The organism is Desulfobacula toluolica Tol2 (genome assembly GCF_000307105.1).
Lineage (GTDB): Bacteria > Desulfobacterota > Desulfobacteria > Desulfobacterales > Desulfobacteraceae > Desulfobacula > Desulfobacula toluolica.
In genome coordinates this window covers 4793122-4816240 of record NC_018645.1, presented here as the reverse complement: position 1 = coordinate 4816240, position 23119 = coordinate 4793122, and the positions used below count along the sequence as shown (strand labels likewise).

Below are 23119 nucleotides of genomic sequence, written 5' to 3'. Positions count from 1 at the left end.
TTTGCAAGATACATACATTTGACATGGCAAAACGGATTGCAAGAATTCTTAATATCAAAGTTGACAGAATCTCATAGTTCAGAGATAAAATCCCGGAAGTCAAAATCAACATCTCCCAAAGGAGTTTGAACCATATATAACGGAATTTGCCTTCCTGAACACTCTTTTCGAATTCGGGAGGCAATATCAATGACCTGCTGTGCGTCAACACGATGTCCGGCATTAAATTGTTTTTGGATGCCAAGGCCTGCCACATACATGTGATGAAACTCTATGGCCGCATGTCTCAGCTTGTGGGCAAGGGTTTCAAGAATTTCGGGCCGATCATTGACCCCCCGGATCAACGGGACATTAGCATATATGTTCACGCCTTTTTGAATCAATTTTTTTGCAATTTTTCCATGCAGGCCACCAATTTCTTGGGGCAGCATAAACCAGGCTTCAATCTCGATTCTTACTGGATCAGCAATTGAAAAGTCACACCATTGGGATATTGTATCAATAAGCTTTGTTGTAAAAATCTGTGGCTGACGATTAAACTGCAGGCAGCAGATCCTGATACATACAATATGAGCAAAAGTTTTCAGCCGGTTCACCACGCAACCTGTTTCTTTTATGGATTTTTCCACAGATAATGAACCGTCATTTTGCAAGTGAATCACCACATCCGTGATGTCGGAATTTTGTTGAATATACTCAAATGCACTATCGTCTGCATCTGACCCCGGATACATTTCAACCCTGGTTTTATGTGTACGACAGATCAATTTCGACGGTGTCCGGTCAATGCCGTTGGCAGGCAATGGTCGGGCAGTCAGCAGGCAGGAACAAATATCTTCTATCTGTTCAAAAGTGACATCAGGTTCAGCCGTTTTCGACAAAGCTTTGTCACAAGGTCTTTTGCCCGCAATCAAACGGTCATCACCCATGTTGAGCAAAAACTTTGCGTCAAGGGTTCCTTCATCATTAACCCTGAAATCCGGCATTGACGCAGTGTCGGAAACAAAGGCATCAAAGTAGGCGGGTGTATAAGGGGTTCTGATCCAGGTGTAGTTCTCATCTGTCTTATCTGTTTCAACTGCCCATCCGCTGGTATGCCACTCGATTTTCCCCAAAGAAGTTGCCGTACACAATTTGGGAATACACCGGTCAGACACGTTTGCCCGCAGGTACTTCAACGCTTCAAAAGCCTGTGAAATAGGTGTCCAGTATTCCTTTGTTCCGTGGATGGTATGGCAGGGCGTAAAAATATAATAAATTTTTACCCCGGCCTGTCTTAACAGGGTGAACAACGTAGCCAAAGTCTTTCCATCCGTGTTCAACCCGTTTAAAAAAGGAGTCTGAAGATAGACCTGAATTCCGTTTTTAACAAATTGCGATATGATGTCAAGGCATTGAATGGAAACCTCGTCAGGATGAACAAAATGCAGCCCTATCTCAATGCGTTTGCCATGGGCCATGCATTGGGTGTTTTTGTCCAGAAGGTATCGGATATATTCCTTGTTGTTTTTTAAAAAAAGTTCCGGATAATAGGCAACAGACCGGGTGGCAATACGGATGGTTTGAACATGGTCAATCGTCATCAAGGAGTTGATGGCGGTTTCAAGATTTAGCTTGTTGAGCAAAGGCTCTCCGCCGGTGATCAGTATTTCTTTGATTTCAGAATGGTTTTTTACATGATCAACAGCAGCCAGGACATCTTCGGGTGTCGGGGTTTTTTCTTTTCGGGTACTTTTATGCTTTCTAAAACAGAACCTGCAATAGACAGGACAGCTCATATCCAGAAGAAAAATAACGCGGTTGCGGTACATCTGTTCCAATACCCCCGCCTTGAAATGGCCGTCAAAGGTAATGGTATGGCCTGTTGGATCAAGTTCTTCTGCAAACGGCAGATACTGTTTTGCAATGCCGTCCGATACCATTGACTGGCGAATCACATGGTCGGAAAGCCGTACCGGAAACTGATCAATCACTTCCTGGAGTTTTAATTTATCATTTGCCCTGACCCATGCAATTTGTTCAAGTTGATCAATGGTTTTTACAGAATACAGACGGTTTCCCGGCACAAGGATTTCCAGAAGCCGGTACAGATAAAGGTTGGGAATTCGAATATTGTTGATGATGATTTCATTTTTTTCCCAACGGCTTATCTGTAAACAAACAGCCTGAAAAAAACCGGGGAAATTGTTTTCATACCCGCATCTTATCAAAAGCGTTTCAAACAATTTTTTTTTCGGCTCACCGTCCAGATTGGCAAAACCCAGATCGGTAAAAACTAAATCAGCAGAAACCAGATCAATAAAAAATTGTTCGCCCAAAAGCTTTTGACTTCCGAAAATTTGAAAAAACAACTGGCTGGCCGTTTCAAGCGTATCAATATCCATGCATTGACTATCAAACATATTAACCTTTTTTGTATCCATATCTGTTGTATTCATTGTGTTATTTGTTTTGTTATTCATTGCCAGCCATTTTTTTAGCCCATTCACCTTTATCGTCTGATAACGGCGAATAATTTTGAAATTTTTCCAGAAGGCTTGTCGGGTGTTCGTCCACTTGTACAATAGTCCTGCAGGCTTTGTTAATAAAATCATGTAAAATCATGTGATCAATAAAATCAATCAATTTATTATAATACCCTTTCACATTCAAAAAACCGCAGGGCTTTTGAAGAATATTGAGCTGAGACCAGGTAAGTATTTCAAATATTTCATCCATGGTGCCAAACCCGCCCGGCAGGGCTATAAATCCATCTGAAAGCTCTGCCATCATAGCTTTCCTCTCGTGCATGGTTTCCACGACTCTTAAATCAGACAACTCGGTAAAAGCCACTTCCATTTCAAACAGCTTTTTTGTGATAACACCTGTGACCTCACCTCCGGCTTTTACGACTGAATCGGCAAGAACACCCATCATTCCGACACTTCCGCCCCCGTAAACGAGTCCTATTTTATTTTTTGAAAGTTCTTTTCCCAGTTGTACCGCCATTTCAATATATTCCGGCTCTGACCCGGGGCTTGATCCGCAAAACACACAAATTCGTTTCATATTTTCCTTTAACTTATCAATTCTAATTCAGGCTTGATAACAATAAACTAATGGGGGTCTTGTGATCAGACCCTCCAATTCAAATGAAGTTGAATATTAACGCAGATTGTAAAAAAAACAAGAATTATATCTTCTGGTATGGATAGTGAATTTCAACAAATATCATCATCGTATTGTCTATTATTAAACGGATATGTTTAAAAAAACAGTTGTCAGGAAGCATCCAGAACCTTTCGGATCAAACCGGCAATCTCTTTTTGTGTAACAGGTTTTAATACAAATTGCTTAATTCCCATTTCCATGGCCTGGGTTTTAGAAAGGATTGAGCTGTATCCGGTACACAAAATAACACGAATATCCGGTCTGATTTGCATCATTTGTTGTGCAAGGTTTGCACCCGTCATTACGGGCATGGTCTGATCAGTTATTATAAGATCAAACCGGTCTGGTTTATTTTTAAAGATTTTCAAAGCTTCAATACTGCTTTGCCTTGCCGTAACCTTGTATCCTAATCTTTTGAGCATATCTGCCGTCATATTAAGCAGTTCTTCTTCATCATCCACCAATAAGATTCTTTCAGATCCTTTTTGAACAGGTTCATTTGTATCTTCTGTTGTGATTTTACTTTTTGTTGCAGGAAAAAACACATGAAAAGCAGCGCCTTCACTTTTGTTGCTTTCAATTGTGATTGCCCCTCCATAGCTTTGGACAATACCATGAACAATTGCCAGGCCCATACCTGTCCCTTTACCAATTTCTTTTGTTGTAAAGTATGGATTAAATATTTTATCTTGAATCGCAGGATCAATTCCAGGCCCTGTATCTTTAATGATTAATTCAATAAATTGCCCTTGTAATAGCCCGGTTTCATTGCGGATAACGTCTTTAACATCAATTTTCCGGTTTTTCAGAGAGATAAAAATACAGCCGCCTGTCTGTTCCATGGCATGAAAAGCATTGGTAGACAGATTCATTACGATTTGGTGAACTTGGGCCGGGCTTGCCATAATCAAATCACAGTTCGGATCAATATCCTCTTGAATATCTATGGTGGTCGGAATTGAATGACGAATCATTTTAAATGCTTCTTTTACAATGACGGCAGGTTGAAAGGGGATACACTCCAAATCGGATTGACGACTGAACGCAAGAATTTGTTTGACCATATCTTTTGCCCTGTGTCCTGCTGTCAGAATATTTTCCGTATTTTTTTTGATTATTGATCCTTTGGGGGCATCATCCAGGATCATTTCGGCATATCCTAAAACCAGGCTGAGGATATTATTAAAATCATGTGCAATTCCTCCGGCCAAAGTCCCAATGGCTTCCATTTTCTGAGCCTGGCGAAGTTGAGTTTCAATTTTTTTAATTTCAGTGACATCATGGGCCATGCCTTCAATAGAAACGACTTTTCCATGAGTATCAAAAACAGGGGCTTCAGTCACCTGGAGCTGACGGATGGTGCCGTTGTTGTGGAAGAGTTCGATTTCATAGGGTAATTGTTTTAAGCCTTTAACCGCCATTTCAGACAACCGAATAGCTTCTTTGTTTATTGTATTATCCGTTAAATACCGGGTGTAATGTGTTAAAAAATTTTCTTCACTATATCCCAGAACATCTTTGATGGATGGACTCAGGTATGTAAAATTACCCTGGGTATTTTGGCTGAAAAAAAAATGGGTTTTCTGCAACCCTTCCATTAACCTACTGAATCTTTCCTCGCTTTTTTTAAGGTCGGTTTTGGCCTTTTCCAGCTCCGTCAAATCAATCAACGCACCAATCAAACCAATGACTTTATTGTCTTCATCCCGAACAGGCGCTTTTATTGACTGGACAATAATTTTATTCCCGCCCGGATAAATATATTGATCTTCAAAGGACTCAATCTTTTCTGACTTGATTATGCGTTTATCATCAGACAGATATTTTTTTGCCAGCTCTTTTGGAAAAAAATCAAAATCTGTTTTTCCGGCTATCTGATCCGGTTGAATGTTCAAATCCACGGCATAATTTATATTGCATGCAACATAAACAGATTCTATGTCTTTATGAAAGACCTTGATTGGTATATTTTCAATGAGTATCTTATATTTTTTTTCACTTTTAATTAAATCACCAAAATAATTTTTCAAATTGTCCTGCATCTGGTTTATTGATAGAACAAGTTCATCCAATTCATCGTTTTGGCCTGACTTGTCAGGTTTTCGGTTCAGTTGGAATTTTTCAAAGGATTTACCGATATCAAGATGCCTCATCCACCTGGAAAGAGAATAAAGGTGACGGGTAAGCAAATATTGAAATATCAACAATATGAATCCTGATACAAGAAATGTTTTGACCGCATTACTTATCAAAATGGTAATGGCTTTTTTGATCAGGCGTGCGTAAATATTATCAAGACTTACAACCGCATGCAGGGTTCCGATTTTTACATCTTCACCTTTGTACGAATACAACAAGGGGAACTCATAATTTAAATTATTTTTTGATGCTCTGTGTCCCACACCCCAGCCCGCACCCGTATCCAAAAGGATCTCAAGATGCTCCATATCCGGCAGTTGAAGGATGCCGTTGAGTTGTGTTTGAATCTGCTGCTCATCATACACCCAGACACTTGTGACAATGCTTTTCAGATAACTTTTCCTGATCATGACTTCATAGTTGTTGACCCTGTCTATTTCAACACGATAGTCCATGAAAATCTGCAAACCTGTTGCAATAAGCGTAATCACTGAACTGAACAAGATAATTGATACGACCAGCTTATACCCCATCTTGCGCTTGATCAAAACAAAACCTCCTGCAGTACTTTTTTTCTAATTAAATCAATCTGTCCGCTCTTCAGCATATCCCGAAGTGCTGATTCAAACCTGGGAACAAGACCTTTGTTTTTTTTGTGAATAAAATGAAATAATGGCGCTGAGTCAAGCGGGCGACCAATAGTATGAATTTTTGATTCTGGAAAATTTTTCTTTATTTCAATTTGTCCGGAATCAAGATCTGCTATTGCAACCTCAAGGCGGTCTAAAAAAAGCAGTGTCATAAGATGGGTCATATCTTTTGCCTGAATGCGGTCCAATCCCTTTGTACCGATATCAGAATATCGAATTCCGGCAATGATGCCGACACTCAATCCTTTCAAGTCGTTCCAGGACTGAATGCCCTTTTTTATTTTTTTAGTAAAGACAACGCCCTTAAAGGTTGTTACCGGAGTTAAAATTTTAATCAAATTTGTAAATTTTTTTTCAGTTCCATCAATTCGAGCCAGGTCACCGTCTGTTTTTCCGGCATTGGCCCATTCCAAAGCCCGTCTGGCAGGCAACTCACAAAATATAACCTCAATACCTATCTTTTCATAAACAGCACGAACGGTTTTTCTTGCCATATTATGAATATGTTCGTTTTCAATGACAGATATTTTAACTGTTTTTATATCCCCGAAAGACTGCTGCCCAAAACAAGGTGAATTTAATAACAATAACAACAAAACCATTGACAACAATACTCTTTGAAGATTCTTCATCATGATTTTTTCCATATTGTTTTTTTCATTTTGACACGGCAATGTTCTTTATTAAGCAATAAATCAAACCTTTTATTCAGAGCAAATTCAATCTTGATCAGACTTGAATTTTCCTATTTCCGGATTGATGTTTTTATAACTTTGTTTAAATATTTTCACATGTATCACAAGCAAATAAAGAACAAGAATATAAGTAAAAATCAGTTTAAATGTCTGGTTCATTGGTATGGTTTGCTGGGTCCAGAAAGCCATGAAAAAATCCACGCTCAAAAGAAAAGCAAATAATATAAGAATATTTCTTGCACCGATTTTAACGGCAAAATAAGAGGCAAAAAACAATCCTGCGATTGTCACTCCCGGTACGGCCGAATACCACAAAGACAGGGGCACCTGATTAAAAATGATATTGAGTACCGTGCCTGCAACAGATACGACAGCCATAATGGAAATACTTGTGACAATAGCTATGGCGGGATTAATTTTAAAAATAAAAGTCAAAAGAAAATAAAACATTGTGTCAATGCCGAATCCGATCCAACCGGAAACAAGTCCGCCCACCAATGAGAAGGTAAATAAAACAACCATGTTAAGAAGATTTAAATTAATGGTAAAATTGGGGTAAGTGTGTCTGAAAAGAATTGAAAAGAATATAACCTGGGTCACTATAAAGCTAATGGTATTAAATGTCAGGCTCAACAATTCAGGATTCTCAATTGGAATGAAAACAATGCTGATTATAATGCCAATTATACCGCCTGACAGGCATAACGGCATAACATTGGCCATGAACAGTCTTTTATTGACAAGATACCATTTAAAGGTTCCAAGCCCCATGCCGTATGCCTGAATAATCAGGCTGAACTGAACGGCTGTTACAGGACTTATCTGTAATCGGGTCAACACTGGAAAATAAACGATTCCCGCTGCAGCCGGTGTTGTGTTGGCTATTGTAGCTGCAATAACCCCAAGAAACGGCATATAATAAAATTGTCCTAAAAAATCTTCCCGGAAATGAGAAAATGATATCAGCCAGATTCCGCAAACTACCGCGAACAGAATATATAGCAGAAGTTTATTTTTTTTCATCACATATTTTTATTGTTCTTTGAATTGTCCATATATTGCCTTTTGACATAATGTATAATACTCAAGAAAACGGCTTCAAATCCGTCAATATGATAAACGTGAGAGGTTTATTATGCAAGGAAATTTGACAGTTACAATCTTTAATTTTTATAAGTCGTCTAAAAATTATCTTTATCGAGGCAAACCCATTGAGCTTTACAAACATTTCAAACAAAACGTCGAAAATGACGTGATCCTGACATCAGCTATCCACATTGTTACTAACGGACATGGCAGATCACTCTGCCACAACAAATAATGAAAGGTATTTAATTTCAGCAGATTAAAAGTTCTTTCATATAAAACAATTTTTGATTATGATTTCAGACTTGATACCATTGATATGATTGTGAACGGAGCTCATAAAACCGTGTCCTTTGGAAATAATGTAACCATGAATGATGAATTTATGGTCAAAAATTTATTCGAAACGGCTCTATCATGGATCTTTGAAGCAGGATTTTCCACTCATAATCCACTCTTTCCTGAATTATGTCCAAATCTGTTTCTTTCAGATGTCTGAACCGTCCTTGTGGTTGCAGATAATCTTCCACTAAAACTTCATCCGGTTCCATGGTGATCCTATATTCTTCACCGTTAAAAACTTCATAAAGGGGAAATGCTTTTGAGCAGGTGGCAAGCCGTGATATTTCAACGGCTTTTTCAGGCGGTATTTTCCACCCGGAAGGGCAGGCAGAAAGAACATGGATAAAACATGTGCCTTTTATGTCTGCAGCATTTTTGACTTTCCGGTACAGATCATCCGGGAACGCAATATTAGCAGTGGCGCAATAAGGTATTTTATGACCTGACATTATTCGGATCATATTTTTTTTGTTTTTGGACTTTGGTTGAGATAAAGAAGATGTTGTTTCACAAACATTTTGAAATGTGGCCAAAGATCTTTGAACCACAATGTTCAGACATGCCCCAGTGTCATAGCAGATATAAATAATATCCTCATTTCTTTCCGCAGCTCCTGAAAGGGACTGAAGGCCGTTATCAAAGGTTTCGCCATCTCCTGCAAAAACAAGAATTTTTGTATCATGCATGCCTTTTACGTCAAGAGCAGCCCTGATACCGGATGCAGCAGCACCGGATGTTGCAGGCGCTGTGTGCAGAACAGCAACATTCAAGGCGGAAGACGGAAAATTTCCGGGAATAACAGTCCAGCAGCAGGCCGGTATGACAAGAACCATATTGGGGCCTATGGCCTCAAGTGCATGCTTCATGACAAGAGTGCCACCGCATCCTTGGCAGGCCAGATGGCCGGGCATCATTAATTCACCATGAACAAATCCTTGTTTCATTGTTTTTAACCTTTCCATACGGAATGTCTTGGAGGAGTATCACGGCTTATGGTTTCATTTATCATCTCCCTGATATCCTCCAATGCAATATTTTTTTCCCTAAGCCCTGCAATATAAGAATACACCAGAGGGGCATCTGGAACGTCTGATATGGCACTTTTTAATTCATCGGCAAAAATACCTCCTTTTCCCAGAGAATAATTTTTATCAATGACAATGACTTTTTTACAGCCTTTAAGTGCTGTCTGAACTGCGGTTACAGGAAAGGGCCGAAAAATTCTTATTTTCAAAACACCCATCTTTTGTCCTTTTTTTCTCATCTGCTTTAAAATATGCCTTGCCGGGCAAGTCATAGCTCCGTGAACAACAAGAACAATCTGGGCATCTTTGCATTCAATGTTTTCAACAACTCCGCAGGATCGTCCCAAAATTTTTTTGAACGATTTTCCTGTCTCATCAATTATATCAAGAGCCTTTTCATGTGCCGTCTGAAGTTGATAAAGCATGTCCATGTAATTATCCGGCAAGAGTTGCGAATAAAACGATTTCGGATTTTTGGGATCCAGAAAAAATTCAGGCTCATAGGATGGCAAAAAGGTATCCGCTTCATCCTGGCCCGGAATATCTACCGGCTCACAGACATGGCCTGAAAACAAGTCATCATAGCAGATCATAACCGGGAGATGCACTTTTTCTGCAATCCTGTAGGCCTGGATCACAGAATCCAGGACTTCCTGGTTATTCTCAACATACATCTGTATCCAACCGGTATCCCGCTGGATCAGGGCGTCTGCCTGGTCTGACCCTATATGCCCTCCCGATTCCAGGGACTTTTTTACAGTGAGCATGACTATGGGTAGCCTTGCACCTGCGGCCCGGTAAAGCAGATCATGCATGTGTGACAGGCTGTTTAAAGAACAGGCGATAAATGATCTGATCCCGGTTGTCTGGGAGGCAATCACGGCGGCCAGAGCTGAAGATTCAGACTCCAACTGCAAAAAACGGGCATCAAGGCTGCCGTCTTTGCACATGATTGATAATTCTTCCATAATATGAACCTGGGTGGGAATGGGATAGGCTGCAATCAGTTTCACCCTGGAAAGCCGGATGCCCCAGCAGGCTGAATTGTTTCCCGTGAGGACCCTTTTCATATCTCTTTCTCCATGGTCATTGCAGATCGTGGACATTCATTGACGCAAATGCCGCACCCTTTGCAATAATCAAGGTCAATATCATATCCTGATGCTTTTTCCCGTTTGATCACGGACATATCCGGACAAAATTTTACACAATTATCACATTCCATGCATACGCCGCAGTGAAAACATCTTTCGGTTTCAGCCAAAGCTGAACTCAATGACAAAGATTTACAGACTTCATCAAAACCTTTCAATCTTTCCTGAACATTGAGCTTTTCTTCTCCGGATCTTGCTTTCCGGTCAAAATAAGCTGTATTGATATCCTCAAACAAAACCACACTCTTTAAAATGTTTTGTGGTTTTGCTACTGATTTTACGGCACAATATCTTATTGCCGATACCCTTTGAGTATTGCCGATACAAATTTGATCCTTAATCTCATTGATATCTTGCCCTGATAAACTTGCATCAATTGCACAGGCAGTTGATTTTCCCGAACCAATGGCTTCGGCAATATTATATTCATCAATATTGTATTCATTTGAGGCCGCACACCCACCTGCAAAAATTTTTTCAAGAGATGTTCTTCCAAATTCATCAATTTTGATCTTTAATAAATCATTATTTGATGAATCAGGATTTAATGATTGAGGCATCAGATCAAAATCAGCCGTCTTATCCATAGCGGTGATTACCATGTCTGTTTTAAAGGAAAACTCAGAGCCTGGAACAGGTTCCATGCTTTTTCTACCGGTACTATCCGGATTACCAAGGGTTATTTTTTGCAATTTCAGCTCTTTTATTTTTCCCCATTTTACAATAAGATCCACAGGATGAACCAGAAATTGAAATTCAACCCCTTCTTTTTGAGCATCCAAAATATCTTCTTCAAAAGCCGGCATCTTATCTTGGGTACCTTGATAGAAGAGCGTCACACTGCTGCCAAAGCGAAGAGCTGTTCTTGCACAAGCTATGGCGGCATTATCTCCCCCGATCACTGCGGTTATTCTGCCGGATTTTTTAAGCTCTTTTTTAACAGTTTTTCTCAAATAACTTAAAGACGAAAAAAAACCTTTGACGCCTTTTTTTACATCAAATATTTGTTTTTCCTTGTAACAGCCTGTGGCAATGAAAACAGCATCAAATTCATTGAGTTTATTCCACGAAATATCTTTGCCAATGGTAGTCTTACAGTCTATTTCAACCCCGAGACCCACGATATCCGCAATTTCATGATCCAGAATGTCCTTGGGAAGCCGGTATGCTGGTATGCCATATCTGAGGATGCCGCCGGGTTTATCATTTTTTTCAAATACTGTGACGGCATGTCCAAACCGTGCCAGATGATAAGCACAGGAAAGACCGGCAGGCCCTGAACCGACAACAGCCACCCGCTTGCCGGACGAAGAAAAAAGTTTTTGAGGCTTAAAATCTTTCATGCCATGATCTGAAACAAATCTCTCAATAGCATGGATGGCAACGGAATGGTCATATTTACCTCTGTTACATGCGTTTTCGCAAGAGTGAAAACAAACCCTGCCGCAAATCCCTGAAAAGGGATTTTCTTCTTTGATTAATTTTAACGCGCCAAAAAAATCTTTTTTCTCTGCAAGCCGAATAAACCCTTCAATATCATTTCCGGCAGGGCAGGCATTATTACAGGGCGGTGTCAACCGGCGGTAAACCGGTCGCATATATCTTTTTACACCTGTCTTGTTCCAGAGCATTGTACCTTGAGAAACAACCCTGTCAGGAACTTGGGAGGCCTCATAAAAAATTTGTTTACGCTTAGACATATGGCACACGGAACCGCATCTCTATCATAATAGGTTACGCTCCTGTAAAAGAAGTTTTCTGATTTTTCCTTATCATCTTTAATATGACTTAAAAAGTCAAAACTTTTTAATAAGAATGAAAAAACTGTTTTACTTTTTCCTTTAAAACCTTGCCCATGGTGTTTTTAGGAATATGGTCTGAAAAAATAATTTTTTTTGGACATTTTAAATTGTGCAGCTGTTCTTTGCAGACAGCTTTTATTTTGGATTCGCTCAATTCAACCCCGGGGTATTTTTCAACAAGAGCCACAACTTTTTCACCCCATTTTTCATCGGGTATTCCCACAACAGCAGCTTCCTTAACCCCTTCCAGCTGATTTATAACCGTTTCAACTTCTTTGGCGGAAACATTCTCACCGCCGGTTATAATCAAATGCTTTATCCGATCTGTCAGATAATAATATCCGTCCTGATCTTTTTTCCCCAGATCACCGGTCTTAAACCATCCGTCCTGAAATGTATCTGCTGTTTCAACCGGCTTTTCCCAGTATCCTTTTGTGATGGACAAACTTTTCAACCATATTTCACCTACTTCACCTGGCGTTACATCCTCACAGGTTTCAGGATTAACGATTCGCACCGTCACTCCCGGCAGGGGAATACCAATGCTGCCCGGTTTTTTCCTGCCATTTAACGGGTTTGAAAAATTCATCCCGGTTTCCGACATGCCTTCTCTTTCAACCGGATTTTTTCCACATATCCTTGTGATTCTATCAAACTCTTTTTCCAAAAGGGGTGCTGAACCAGAAGTCCATAATCGCATATGGGAAAAATCATTTTTTTTACCCTCAACAAAATCCAATAACCTGGTATACATGGCAGGCACAGCCATAAATATACTGCAGGTGTCATCAGGATTTTTTGACGATAATCTTTGCTGGACCGTTTCCGGGGTAAAACCGTCCAGCATCATGACATGGGAACCGCTCAGCAAGGCTGTGAAAAGTGCAAAGCAAAGCCCGTGTACATGAAACAGGGGAAGGGCATGGCAAACCACATCTTTTTGAGTGATATCCCAGATCGAAATAACATTTTCGGCATCACAAACCAGGTTGGCGTGGCTTAAGACAGCACCTTTCGGGTTTCCGGTTGTGCCTGACGTGTAAATAATCAAACCAGGATCATTTTGTGACAATTTGGGATTGAAAAAAGACTGGGGGCAGGATCTGAAAAATTCAAGGTCTTCATAGGGCAAATGAGTTGGAATCTGCAAAAAAGTAGCACAAGGATAAATCTCTTCTATCAATTCTTTTTTATCCAGCCCTGCAATTACCATTTCAGCTTTTGAATCCTTGAGCAGGTAATTGAGTTCATTTTTTTTAAACCCGGGATTCAGGGGAACAACCACAGCGCCAATTTTTAACAAGGCAACACAGGCCACAACATTAATCACTGATTTTTCAAGCAGCAGAATAACCCGGTCTCCTTTTTTAAGACCTCTGGCAGATAAAAAATTTGAAAACCGATTGATATCATTATGCAATTGATCATAGGTCAATTGCGTTTCCATTTCTCCATTCCGGAAAAATGTAACAGCTTTGTTGCAGGCAAAAGCTTTAAAGCTGTTTTCAAACCATTGATTGATGGATTCCGTTGACATTGTTATCTCTCCATTGCAATTGTATATTTACCATAATAGTTTGATATTATAAGTCAAAAACAAAAATTCCATACCATTAAATTAATGGATCATGGTGCAATATATTATGCTATCCTGCACCGTAAAAACAGTAAAAGCAAGCAAAGGTTTTTCCTTTGACTTATCCGCTTATGAATAAAACCAAGATTACATAAGTTTTTTATGTCGGGGTTTTAGCTGATGCATCAGGCTTGAACGCCATTAAGATTTTTGCTGACAATTTTTGTATTTTTGCCAGAAACCGATCCATTTCATCCGGATTGACAGGTTTGGCAGCCGGTGGTCTGTGCTTTAGCGGGTCAATCAGTTTTCCATTTTTCTTCATGCGAAAATCCAGGTGTGGACCTGTAGCATACCCGGTCATCCCAACATATCCGATCACATTCCCCTGGAGTACCTGTTTGTTTTTCTTCATGCCTTTGGCAAATTTGCTCATATGATTATAACTGGTGATATACCCATTGTAATGACGAATGTTGATATAATTTCCCATTCCCTTGTTATAACCGATTTGCGTTATAACACCATCTCCAACTGTTTTAATGGGTGTCCCCTTTGGCGCGGCATAATCCACTCCCGGATGAGGGCGATACTCTTTTAAAATGGGATGCATTCTTTTTTTGGTAAATTTGGATGAAATACGTGAAAATGCAAGAGGAGCCTTTAAAAATGCTTTTTGAAGACTATTTCCATTCTCGTCATAATATCCGGGTATTCCTTTCGAATCCTTATGCAAAAAAGCTTTAAACAAATTGCCGTTATTGGTAAAAAAAGCGGCATGAATTTGCCCGTAACCGGCTGATTTACCATCCCTATACCTTTTTTCCACAAGAATTTTAAACTGGTCTCCGGGTTTGATATCTCTTATAAAATCAATGTCCCAGGCAAAAATATCAGACAGTCTCAATGCCAGTTGGATTCTTTCTCCTGATTTTTTAACGGCTTCAAACAAACTGGAAGTAATTGTGGAAGAGACTATCTCAAGAATTTTATCATATTCTATCGGCACCTGATCAATTGAAAAAATATCTTTGTTTTTTTGAATGACCAGCCGGTCGTTTTTATTTATTTCATATTCAAATCCGACCAGAGTGTTTTCCTGCAAAATAATTTTGTATGGCTGACCTTTCCTGATATGGGACAATGTAAAACCTTCTGAACTGCGCCTGCTGATCTCGTATATGGTTTGCAACGGAAGATATTTGTTCAACAGGGATGATGCCGTATCTCCATATTTTACAATCCCTTTTATAATTTGAATGTCCGACAGGAACACGGAATGCCCCTTTTGGGTATTGGTGACTGAATTTGAAGCCAAAACACTATTCGCCAACAGGGCAACCAAAACAATGCCGGTAAAAGACAATATTAAAACAAACTTTTTTTTAACCATATTTTATTTCCATTAATCCATTTTTAACTCAACTTGCGAACTTAAGTTACAGCATACCCGACCAAAATTTTACAAAATTCTAAAGTTGAATTTTTAAGTCAAAGTTTCAGCATCATATACAAACAAATCTCAATCGTAAAGGTTAAGTCAATTTTCATACAATAATGGCTGATTGCCGTTAAATGAAAGGCAACAAGGGTTTATCAAAACAAAAACAGGCCGGAAAAGTTAATTCCGGCCTGTTTGAAGACACAGCTTATATGACTAAACTACTATTTTTCATCTTCTCCGGTAGCTGTCATCATTTTATACATGGTGTATTTATCAGTTACCTCTTCTTCAATTTTAGCTCTCAGGCGTTTTGATTCTTCAGGGAAACTCTTTTCAAGTGCTGCAAACCTGGTTTCGCCGCCAAGAAATTCCTGCAAAGTTCCGTCAGGCGCTTTTGAATCAAGTGTAAAAGGATTTTTTCCTTCTTTGATCAGTTCAGGGTTATACCTGTATAATGGCCAGTAACCGGATTCAACCGCCAGTTTTCCTTCAAGCTGGGATTTGCCCATGCCTTTTCTGATGCCCTGGTTAATACAGGGGGCATAACAGATAACCAGAGAGGGGCCGGGATATTTTTCCGCTTCAAGCAGGGCTTTCATGGTCTGATTCTTGTTGGCCCCCATGGAGATGGACGCAACATAGACATATCCGTAGCTCATGATCATGCGGCCAAGGTCTTTTTTGCCGATTTTCTTACCCGAGGCAGCATATTTGGCAATGGCACCGGTTGGTGTTGCTTTGGAAGACTGACCACCTGTATTTGAATAAACCTCCGTATCCAAAACCAGAATATTAATATCTTCTCCTGATGCAAGGACATGATCCAAACCGCCGAATCCAATATCATATGCCCAGCCGTCACCGCCAAAAACCCAGTGGGATTTTTTTACAAACACATCTTTTTCGTCATAGATATCTTTTAAGACGCCTTCAGCAGAATCCTTTAACATGGTCTTTAAAGCAAACGCATATTTTTTGGATTCTTCTGCATCGTCTTTTCCTGCAAGCCAGCCTTTTAATGCATCTTTCAGGTCTGAAGATATATCGGTTTCAAGAGCCTGTTCCATCTTGGCTGCCAGAACTTTTCTTCTGGTAGACGTTGCCAGCATCATGCCATAGCCAAATTCTGCAGCATCTTCAAACAAAGAGCTTGCATATGCCGGACCTTCACCGTCTGCATTGGTGCAATACGGAGTTGAAGGGGCTGATCCTCCCCAGATGGATGAGCATCCTGTTGCATTGGCAATGGTCATCCTTTCACCAAAAAGCTGGGTCAATAATTTCACATAAGGTGTTTCACCACATCCTGCACATGCACCGGAGAACTCAAGAAGGGGTTGATACATCTGGCTTCCCTTAACAGTTTCTCTTTTAAGAATATCGGTTTTAAACGGAATGGTTTTGGAAAATTTATGATTTTCCACCTGGCCTTCAATCTGGCTGGCAAGAGGTTTCATCTCAAGAGCAGGAGTTTTGGCAGGACAGATATCCGCACAATTTCCACACCCCAGACAATCCAAGGGATTAACCTGGATTCTGAATTTATAATCCTCCATTCCCTTTCCTTTGCCGTCAACCGTAACAAAATTTTCAGGTGCATTGGCAAGTTCTTCATCTGTAACAACAATTGGAATAATTGCTGCATGTGGACATACAAAAGCACATTGGTTGCACTGAATACAATTTTCAGCAATCCATTCAGGAACACTTATGGCCACTCCTCTTTTTTCATACTGGGCCGTTCCCTGTTCAAAAACGCCGTCCGGGGCAAACGCACTTACAGGAAGATCATCTCCTCCCTGGGCACTGATTTTTTTCATGACGTTATCCACAAATGGTGTGGTCTTTTCAACAGTTTTTTCTTGGCTTACACCCTCTTTCCAGGATTCCGGAACATTAATTTCAACCAGGTTATCAAGAGTTTTATCAACAGCTTCAATATTCATGTTGACAATTTTATCACCCTTTTTGCCGAACATGACGTTTATATCTTCCTTGAGAAGACTGATGGCTTCATCCACCGGAAGAACATTGGCAAGCTTGAAAAAACAGGTCTGCATGATCATGTTGATCCTGCCGCCCAGACCCACTTCCCCGGCGATTTTAACGGCATCAATATTAAAAAATTTGATCTTTTTATCATAAATGGTTTTTCTTACATCACCCGGAATATAGGTTTCCATGTCTTCAATAGACCATGGAGAATTAAGAAGAAAGGTTCCCCCTTCTTTTAATCCTTTGAGGACATCATAAATTTCCACATAATTGGATTTATGGCAGGCTACAAAATCAGAATCATCAATCAGATAGGTTGACTGAATTGGCACATCACCAAATCTTAAATGGGAAACCGTCAATCCCCCTGATTTTTTTGAATCATAGGCAAAGTATCCTTGAGCATACTTGTCAGTGTTGTCACCGATAATGGCAATGGCGCTCTGGTTTGCACCAACGGTTCCATCAGCACCCAGGCCCCAGAATTTAGCGGCAATGGTTCCTTTTGGTGCCGGGTTAAAACCGGTTTTTACATCCAGGGAGGTATGGGTGACATCGTCAATAATCCCCACTGTAAAATGATTTTTCGGCTGAACAGACTTCATATTATCAAAAACAGCCTTGATCATGTTCGGGTTAAATTCTTTGGAGGAAAGACCATATCTGCCGCCGACAATCTTGGGACTTTCACCGTATTCCATGAATGCGGTACACACATCAGTATACAAAGGATCGCCAATGGCACCAGGTTCCTTGGTCCTGTCAAGAACCGTTATGGTCTCAACAGTTGACGGAAGGGCTCTTAAAAAGCTTTGTGTGTCAAAGGGCCTGTATAGACGAACCTTGACAAGTCCAAGTCTTTCGCCCTGGGCATTGAGCTGATTAATGGATTCTTCAATGGCTTCGCAACCGGAACCCATGGCCACAATCACCCGGTCGGCTTCAGGATCTCCCACATAATCAAACAGGCTGTATTCGCGACCTGTCAGATCACTGACCTTCTTCATGTAATCTTTTACAATAGCAGGAATTTTAAGATAATATGAATTGGCAGCTTCTCTGCCCTGAAAATAAATGTCAGGATTCTGGGCTGTTCCTCTGGTATCCGGGTGTTCAGGATTTACAGCACGGCTTTTAAATGCCTTGTAAGCCTCATAATTAAACAAGGATGCCATGTCTTTATAATCAATCATTTCTATTTTCTGGATTTCATGGGAAGTTCTGAATCCATCATAAAAATGAACAAATGGAACCCGGCCCTCAACAGTTGCCAGATGGGCAACCAACGCCATGTCCTGTGCTTCCTGGACCGAGTTGGAAGCAAGCATGGCAAACCCTGTCTGACGAACAGCCATGACATCCTGGTGATCACCGAAAATGGAAAGTGCATGACCTGAAATAGCACGGGCAGTTACATGAAAAACACAAGGAAGCAGCTCGCCGGCAATTTTATACATATTGGGTATTTTAAGCAAAAGTCCCTGGGATGCGGTAAAGGATGATGTAAGAGCGCCTGCTGCAAGAGAACCATGAACGGCTCCTGCGGCACCTGCTTCAGACTGCATCTGTTTAATGTTCAACACCTGGCCGAATATATTTTTTCTGCCTTTTGATGCCCATGTATCCGCGATTTCACCCAACGGGCTTGATGGTGTAATAGGATATATAGCTGCAACTTCACTCATGGCATAAGCCACATGAGTTGCTGCTGTATTTCCATCAATGGTCTGCATTGTTTTTTTCATAATTTCACCTCGTTTATATTTGTTTCAAACAATTAAAATTCTATAATAATTTTTCACTCATACAACAAACGACTGGATAAGTAAATAATTGAAAAAACTCAATACATAAAATATTTGTGACAAAAATAAAAGAACTATTTTTTTTATTGAAAAAATTTTTCGTTTTGGAAACAAATTTTTTGGAAATTGTATGGTTTATGCGGCTATAGATCTTCAGGTTTGATTTTTTTGAAAAATACAGGAATAAGAGATAGAAGAATAATTATTCCAAGACCTGCAAAAAATTTGATGGAGAGTTTGCCCTGTAAAACTTCCAGCACAGAGCCGGATAAAAGAATATATCCGATGCATCCGGGAAGCATGCATATAAACGAGGTGATAAAATAGGTGGTGAATTTTATTCGAGTAAGACCCAGGGCATAGCTCAAAAGATTAAAGGGAACGAGCGGTACAAGTCTTGTAATGGCAACGATTTTCCATCCATGCTTTTCAGTCTGTCTTTTCAGTTTAAGCCAGGACGGATTTGTAAGTTTTGATTCAATCCATTCTGAGGCAACATATCTTGACACAAGAAAGGCAAGACAAGCACCTGATGTGGCTCCGGTTATTCCGTAGACCACTCCTTGAAACGGGCCGAAAATCAATCCTCCGGCAATTATAAAAGGTGTGCCTGGCAAAAAAAACACAGGAGAAAAAGCAACAATGATCATATACACCAAAGGGGCAAGAGAACCAAAACCGTTTATATAGGTTTGAATGGCTTCCTGATTGAAAATTTCTTCGGCACCTGTCATTTTTATACCTGCCACTCCGGCGGCAAGTATAACCATAATCAATACTTTAAAAATTTTTGTCATTCTTTGATGTTCTATTGGAAAATACACTTTTTCCATAACATCGTGCTTGGTCTGTTTTTTTAATTTTCTTTTCAGATTTAGCCTGTGAAAATAGGTAAACGGGGCAGATGATGGTTTGACTGATCCTTGCATGGTCTTTTCCGGTTCAAATAAAAGATCCAGAACATGATCGGTTTGAACTGTTTTTCCAAGCAAAGAACAGCATCCTGCACAATAGGTAATGATCCTTTTATCAGCTGCTTCTTTTTTTCGGGTATTGCCCCAATTAGATGCAAAATCAGGAGCAACAAACAGAACCGATCCCCCTTCGCCGCAGCAGACGGTTTTTTCCCTGCAATGTTTCATCTCTTTTATTTCAAGCCCATTGTCTGTCAGAAGTTTTCGAACATAGTTGTGCATATCTGTTTCAAATCTTGTCACGCATGGGTCATGAACGGTAACACAGCCAATCAGTTTATTGGTTGCTGTTCTTTCTTGTTTTGCAAGAATTTCATAAATAGATTTAGTTTTCAACTTTTTCGAATAAGTTGAAAAAACAGTGTAACAGTTTGGACAGGCGGTTATTACGGTTTTAACACCGTTGTCGTATAAAAAACGTTCCAGGGCCAAAAAATTTGTGTTGAAAAAATCATCCCGGCCAAGATCATGTGACGGTTTTGCACAGCAGTCAAGCACAATTCCAATACAGGGAATTTTGTTTTTCAGCCAGGAATATATCTGTTCTGTGCGTTTGGTCCGTGTGCCGGTAAAGGTGCAGCCAGGAAAAAAAACAGTTGTACAGGCGTCCGGCAGCTTATAAAGAGAGTATCTTTTGGAAAGCCCTTTTTTTTCATAAGCCAGAATTGCCTTATGTTCCGGCATGATTTCTTTGGTCTGAGTCCATACTGCATTGCGCATTTGAAAAAAAACCTTGTACGGATCAATGTGTTTGGGGCACAGGGACGAACAAAGACCACACAAACTGCACTCAAATGATATTAATTCATTTGCACGACCAGCATAAAAATCTGCAGCTATTTTTCCAGGGTTCCCGTAATATTGAAGAAATGAACATTCTTTGACACAAACGTCGCATCCTGTACATTTCATGGCAAGATTCTTCATCATATTTCAAAAATATCGTTTAATTTTGATTATATTCGCCTGTCTCCATGGGCATATTCTCATCTGCAGACCATTCATATATTGATGCTTCGTAATTTTTTACCTTTTCAAAGCCAACTGCTTTGAGGATCATGGATGAAAATCCAGATCTTATCCCCATAGTTCAGTAAAGAACAAATTCATCACCCGGCTTGATACCTATTCCAGCCATCAACTCTATAATTTTTCCGGGTGATTTAACACTTGCGTCCTTGTTCATAAGCCAGGTCCAATCCAACCATTGAGAACCTTTAATATGACCACCCCTGGCCTCTCCCCTGGAAGTGTCATCTCCTGTAAATTCCTTAAGGCTTCTGACATCAACAATTTTTATTGTGTCCAAATTTTTAAAAATATACTCCTGGTTTGCCCTGAAAGATTCATCATAATCTTTTAAAACAATATTCTCAGCACAAACCGGGATGACAGGTTCCCTGGAAAGCTCATATCCACATCTTTTCCAGAGTTCAAGACCGCCATATAACAATCTTACATTGTCCAGTCCTGCCATTTTCATTTGCCAGACAGCTCTGCCGCCGCCGCCAGGGCCTTTAAAAATATCAGAATACGCAACAACAAGTTTATTGTTATCAATACCAAGGGATTCAAGTTTTTTTGTCAGTCTATCTTTGGGAAGAATGGTTCCCCACTCCTTATCCCCTGGTTTTCCCATACAATTTGACAATCCTTTAAACCCAATACTTACAGCCCCTGGAATATGTCCTTTGCCGTAAACTTTGGGATGGCTTGCATCCAGAATAACAATATTTTCATGACCAAGCTTTTGTTGCAGTTCATGAGGAGTAATAAAAATATCACTGCCGTTTTTAAACTGACTAATATCAATATTTAAATATTTTTTCGTATCAACAACAGGTTGTTTTGTTCTGTTGTTTGCCACCAATACAGTTAGCACAGCAACAATTGCTATAATTACCGAGGCTATTACAAACAGCGTTTTCTTTTTCAACATACCTCCTTTATCTGTTTTTCAATTTGCATATGAAGCTTTTGAGCTTTCTTGTTCTGCCATATTTTTTTAAGCATTATTGTGAGAATAGTTATGGCAAACAAAAGCAACAGGCCCAAAACAAACTTTTGAGCGCCTCCTGCAAGCATTTCTCCCGCATATGAATAAATAATGGTTGCCGGGAGCTGACCTATGCCTGTTGCCCATAAAAAAGGCCAGAATCCCATTGAGGTCAAGCCAGCCGCATAACTGACAATATCAAAAGATATAAAGGGAAGAAGCCGTGCAATGAGAATGGTATATGATCCATATTTTTTAAAAAAATCATCCATATTGTTAAGAGCTGGTTTAGATGTGAGCTTTTCAACCACACCTCTTCCAAACCACTTTGCGATAAAAAAACACAATGCAGCTCCTGCCATTGCACTTGACCATGAAAGTATCGCTCCTTTTATCCAACCAAAAAGAGCTGCATTGGAAAATGTAATTAAAAATGCGGGAAGCGGTGCCACAACTGATTGAAACAGCATTAACCAGAAAGAAACAACCGGTGCCCATATACCAAAAGACAGTATATACCCCTTGATATATTCCACATCATACATTCCAAAAAGGAAAAAAAGCTGCTCTATCATATCCCGTAAGGGTTTTACAAATACACACATAAGTATGATAATCAATGCTATCAGCAGAACCCACTTTTTATTTTTCAAAATCCACCTTTTTGTTTATTGTTCAAAAAATAAAAAAATCCATTGAATTTCAATCACTGCCACAAGCAGACCTGTCTTTTGCTCAGATTTACCAACAACAAAGATGAAAATCACTTGTTTGGATTTTTAAATACCTTCATATAAAATCAAACTCCTATAGCTTCATGGATTGATGATTGTCAATTTGATAATACTTATATGAATCACTATCTGTATTAGAAATATCTATATGACTCGGAGAGAACAGAAGAATTCTGTTCGTTTTCATTAAGCTATAATAAAAAATTTAGAAAAATATTTTGAACAAAATAATTTAGATGATCTTAATGAATATATGTCCTGGTGGGCCTGTTTCCAAGAAAAGGCTGAACAGTCAAAGGATTCATATGTTTCAGAAAAAATAACGTTTCCATCGTCTCCGATTCAAAAGCCTTCTAAGCCTGGAATGAAAAAAAAGGCAAAAAACAAAAAAAAGCAGGCCAAGGCATCAAAAAAAAAGAACTGCCGTTAACAAATGCCGGACCACCAATTTGTTTTTGCTTTGTATAAAAACGCAAAGACCCTGAACAGAATACTGTCCAGGGTCTTTTATTTTTCAAGTCATTGAACTGACTTTTTTCTCAAGCAAATAAA

14 protein-coding genes are annotated in these 23119 nt (G+C 39.6%); all 14 read right to left on the bottom strand.

Annotated elements, in window-relative coordinates; all coding sequences use genetic code 11:
- Nucleotides 1-71: 71 nt before the first annotated feature.
- The 14 genes from TOL2_RS21725 to TOL2_RS21655 all read right to left on the bottom strand — a co-directional run bounded on the left by TOL2_RS21725 (nt 72) and on the right by TOL2_RS21655 (nt 22486).
- Nucleotides 72-2462, bottom strand: a complete 2391-nt coding sequence (locus TOL2_RS21725; protein ID WP_014959427.1) for a radical SAM protein — start codon at nt 2460-2462, stop codon at nt 72-74.
- Nucleotides 2455-3048: an LOG family protein gene (locus TOL2_RS21720; protein ID WP_014959426.1), complete on the bottom strand. Its 594-nt coding sequence runs from the start codon at nt 3046-3048 to the stop codon at nt 2455-2457. The genes TOL2_RS21725 and TOL2_RS21720 overlap by 8 nt, the downstream gene beginning before the upstream one ends.
- A gap of 212 nt (nt 3049-3260) precedes the next feature.
- Nucleotides 3261-5837: a PAS domain S-box protein gene (locus TOL2_RS23905; protein ID WP_014959425.1), complete on the bottom strand. Its 2577-nt coding sequence runs from the start codon at nt 5835-5837 to the stop codon at nt 3261-3263.
- Nucleotides 5834-6574, bottom strand: a complete 741-nt coding sequence (locus tag TOL2_RS21710; protein WP_232507996.1) for a substrate-binding periplasmic protein — start codon at nt 6572-6574, stop codon at nt 5834-5836. The genes TOL2_RS23905 and TOL2_RS21710 overlap by 4 nt, the downstream gene beginning before the upstream one ends.
- A gap of 84 nt (nt 6575-6658) precedes the next feature.
- Complete coding sequence (locus TOL2_RS21705; RefSeq protein WP_232507995.1) at nt 6659-7549, bottom strand: sulfite exporter TauE/SafE family protein; 891 nt, start codon at nt 7547-7549, stop codon at nt 6659-6661.
- Nucleotides 7550-8109: 560 nt separating this feature from the next.
- A complete protein-coding gene (locus TOL2_RS21700) occupies nt 8110-9006 on the bottom strand; it encodes a thiamine pyrophosphate-dependent enzyme (RefSeq protein WP_014959422.1) in 897 nt (298 codons plus the stop codon).
- A 5-nt stretch (nt 9007-9011) separates the two neighbouring features.
- Nucleotides 9012-10157, bottom strand: a complete 1146-nt coding sequence (gene porA / locus TOL2_RS21695) for a pyruvate synthase subunit alpha (protein WP_014959421.1) — start codon at nt 10155-10157, stop codon at nt 9012-9014.
- Nucleotides 10154-11941, bottom strand: coding sequence for an FAD-dependent oxidoreductase (locus TOL2_RS21690; RefSeq protein WP_014959420.1), 1788 nt, complete (start codon nt 11939-11941; stop codon nt 10154-10156). Before TOL2_RS21690 ends, porA begins: the two co-directional genes overlap by 4 nt.
- A gap of 106 nt (nt 11942-12047) precedes the next feature.
- Nucleotides 12048-13580 carry a class I adenylate-forming enzyme family protein gene (locus tag TOL2_RS21685; protein ID WP_014959419.1) on the bottom strand — a complete coding sequence of 511 codons (1533 nt, stop codon included), beginning with the start codon at nt 13578-13580 and terminating at the stop codon, nt 12048-12050.
- A gap of 199 nt (nt 13581-13779) precedes the next feature.
- Nucleotides 13780-15012: a M23 family metallopeptidase gene (locus TOL2_RS21680; RefSeq protein WP_014959418.1), complete on the bottom strand. Its 1233-nt coding sequence runs from the start codon at nt 15010-15012 to the stop codon at nt 13780-13782.
- Between the two features lie 272 nt (nt 15013-15284).
- On the bottom strand, nt 15285-18803 hold the full coding sequence (gene nifJ / locus TOL2_RS21675; RefSeq protein WP_014959417.1) for a pyruvate:ferredoxin (flavodoxin) oxidoreductase: 3519 nt from the start codon (nt 18801-18803) through the stop codon (nt 15285-15287).
- 203 nt (nt 18804-19006) lie between these two features.
- Nucleotides 19007-20767: a VTT domain-containing protein gene (locus TOL2_RS21665; RefSeq protein WP_051012500.1), complete on the bottom strand. Its 1761-nt coding sequence runs from the start codon at nt 20765-20767 to the stop codon at nt 19007-19009.
- 160 nt (nt 20768-20927) lie between these two features.
- Nucleotides 20928-21776, bottom strand: coding sequence for a sulfurtransferase (locus TOL2_RS21660; RefSeq protein WP_051012499.1), 849 nt, complete (start codon nt 21774-21776; stop codon nt 20928-20930).
- Nucleotides 21770-22486, bottom strand: a complete 717-nt coding sequence (locus tag TOL2_RS21655) for a TVP38/TMEM64 family protein (protein ID WP_041279676.1) — start codon at nt 22484-22486, stop codon at nt 21770-21772. The genes TOL2_RS21660 and TOL2_RS21655 overlap by 7 nt, the downstream gene beginning before the upstream one ends.
- Nucleotides 22487-23119 lie beyond the last annotated feature (633 nt).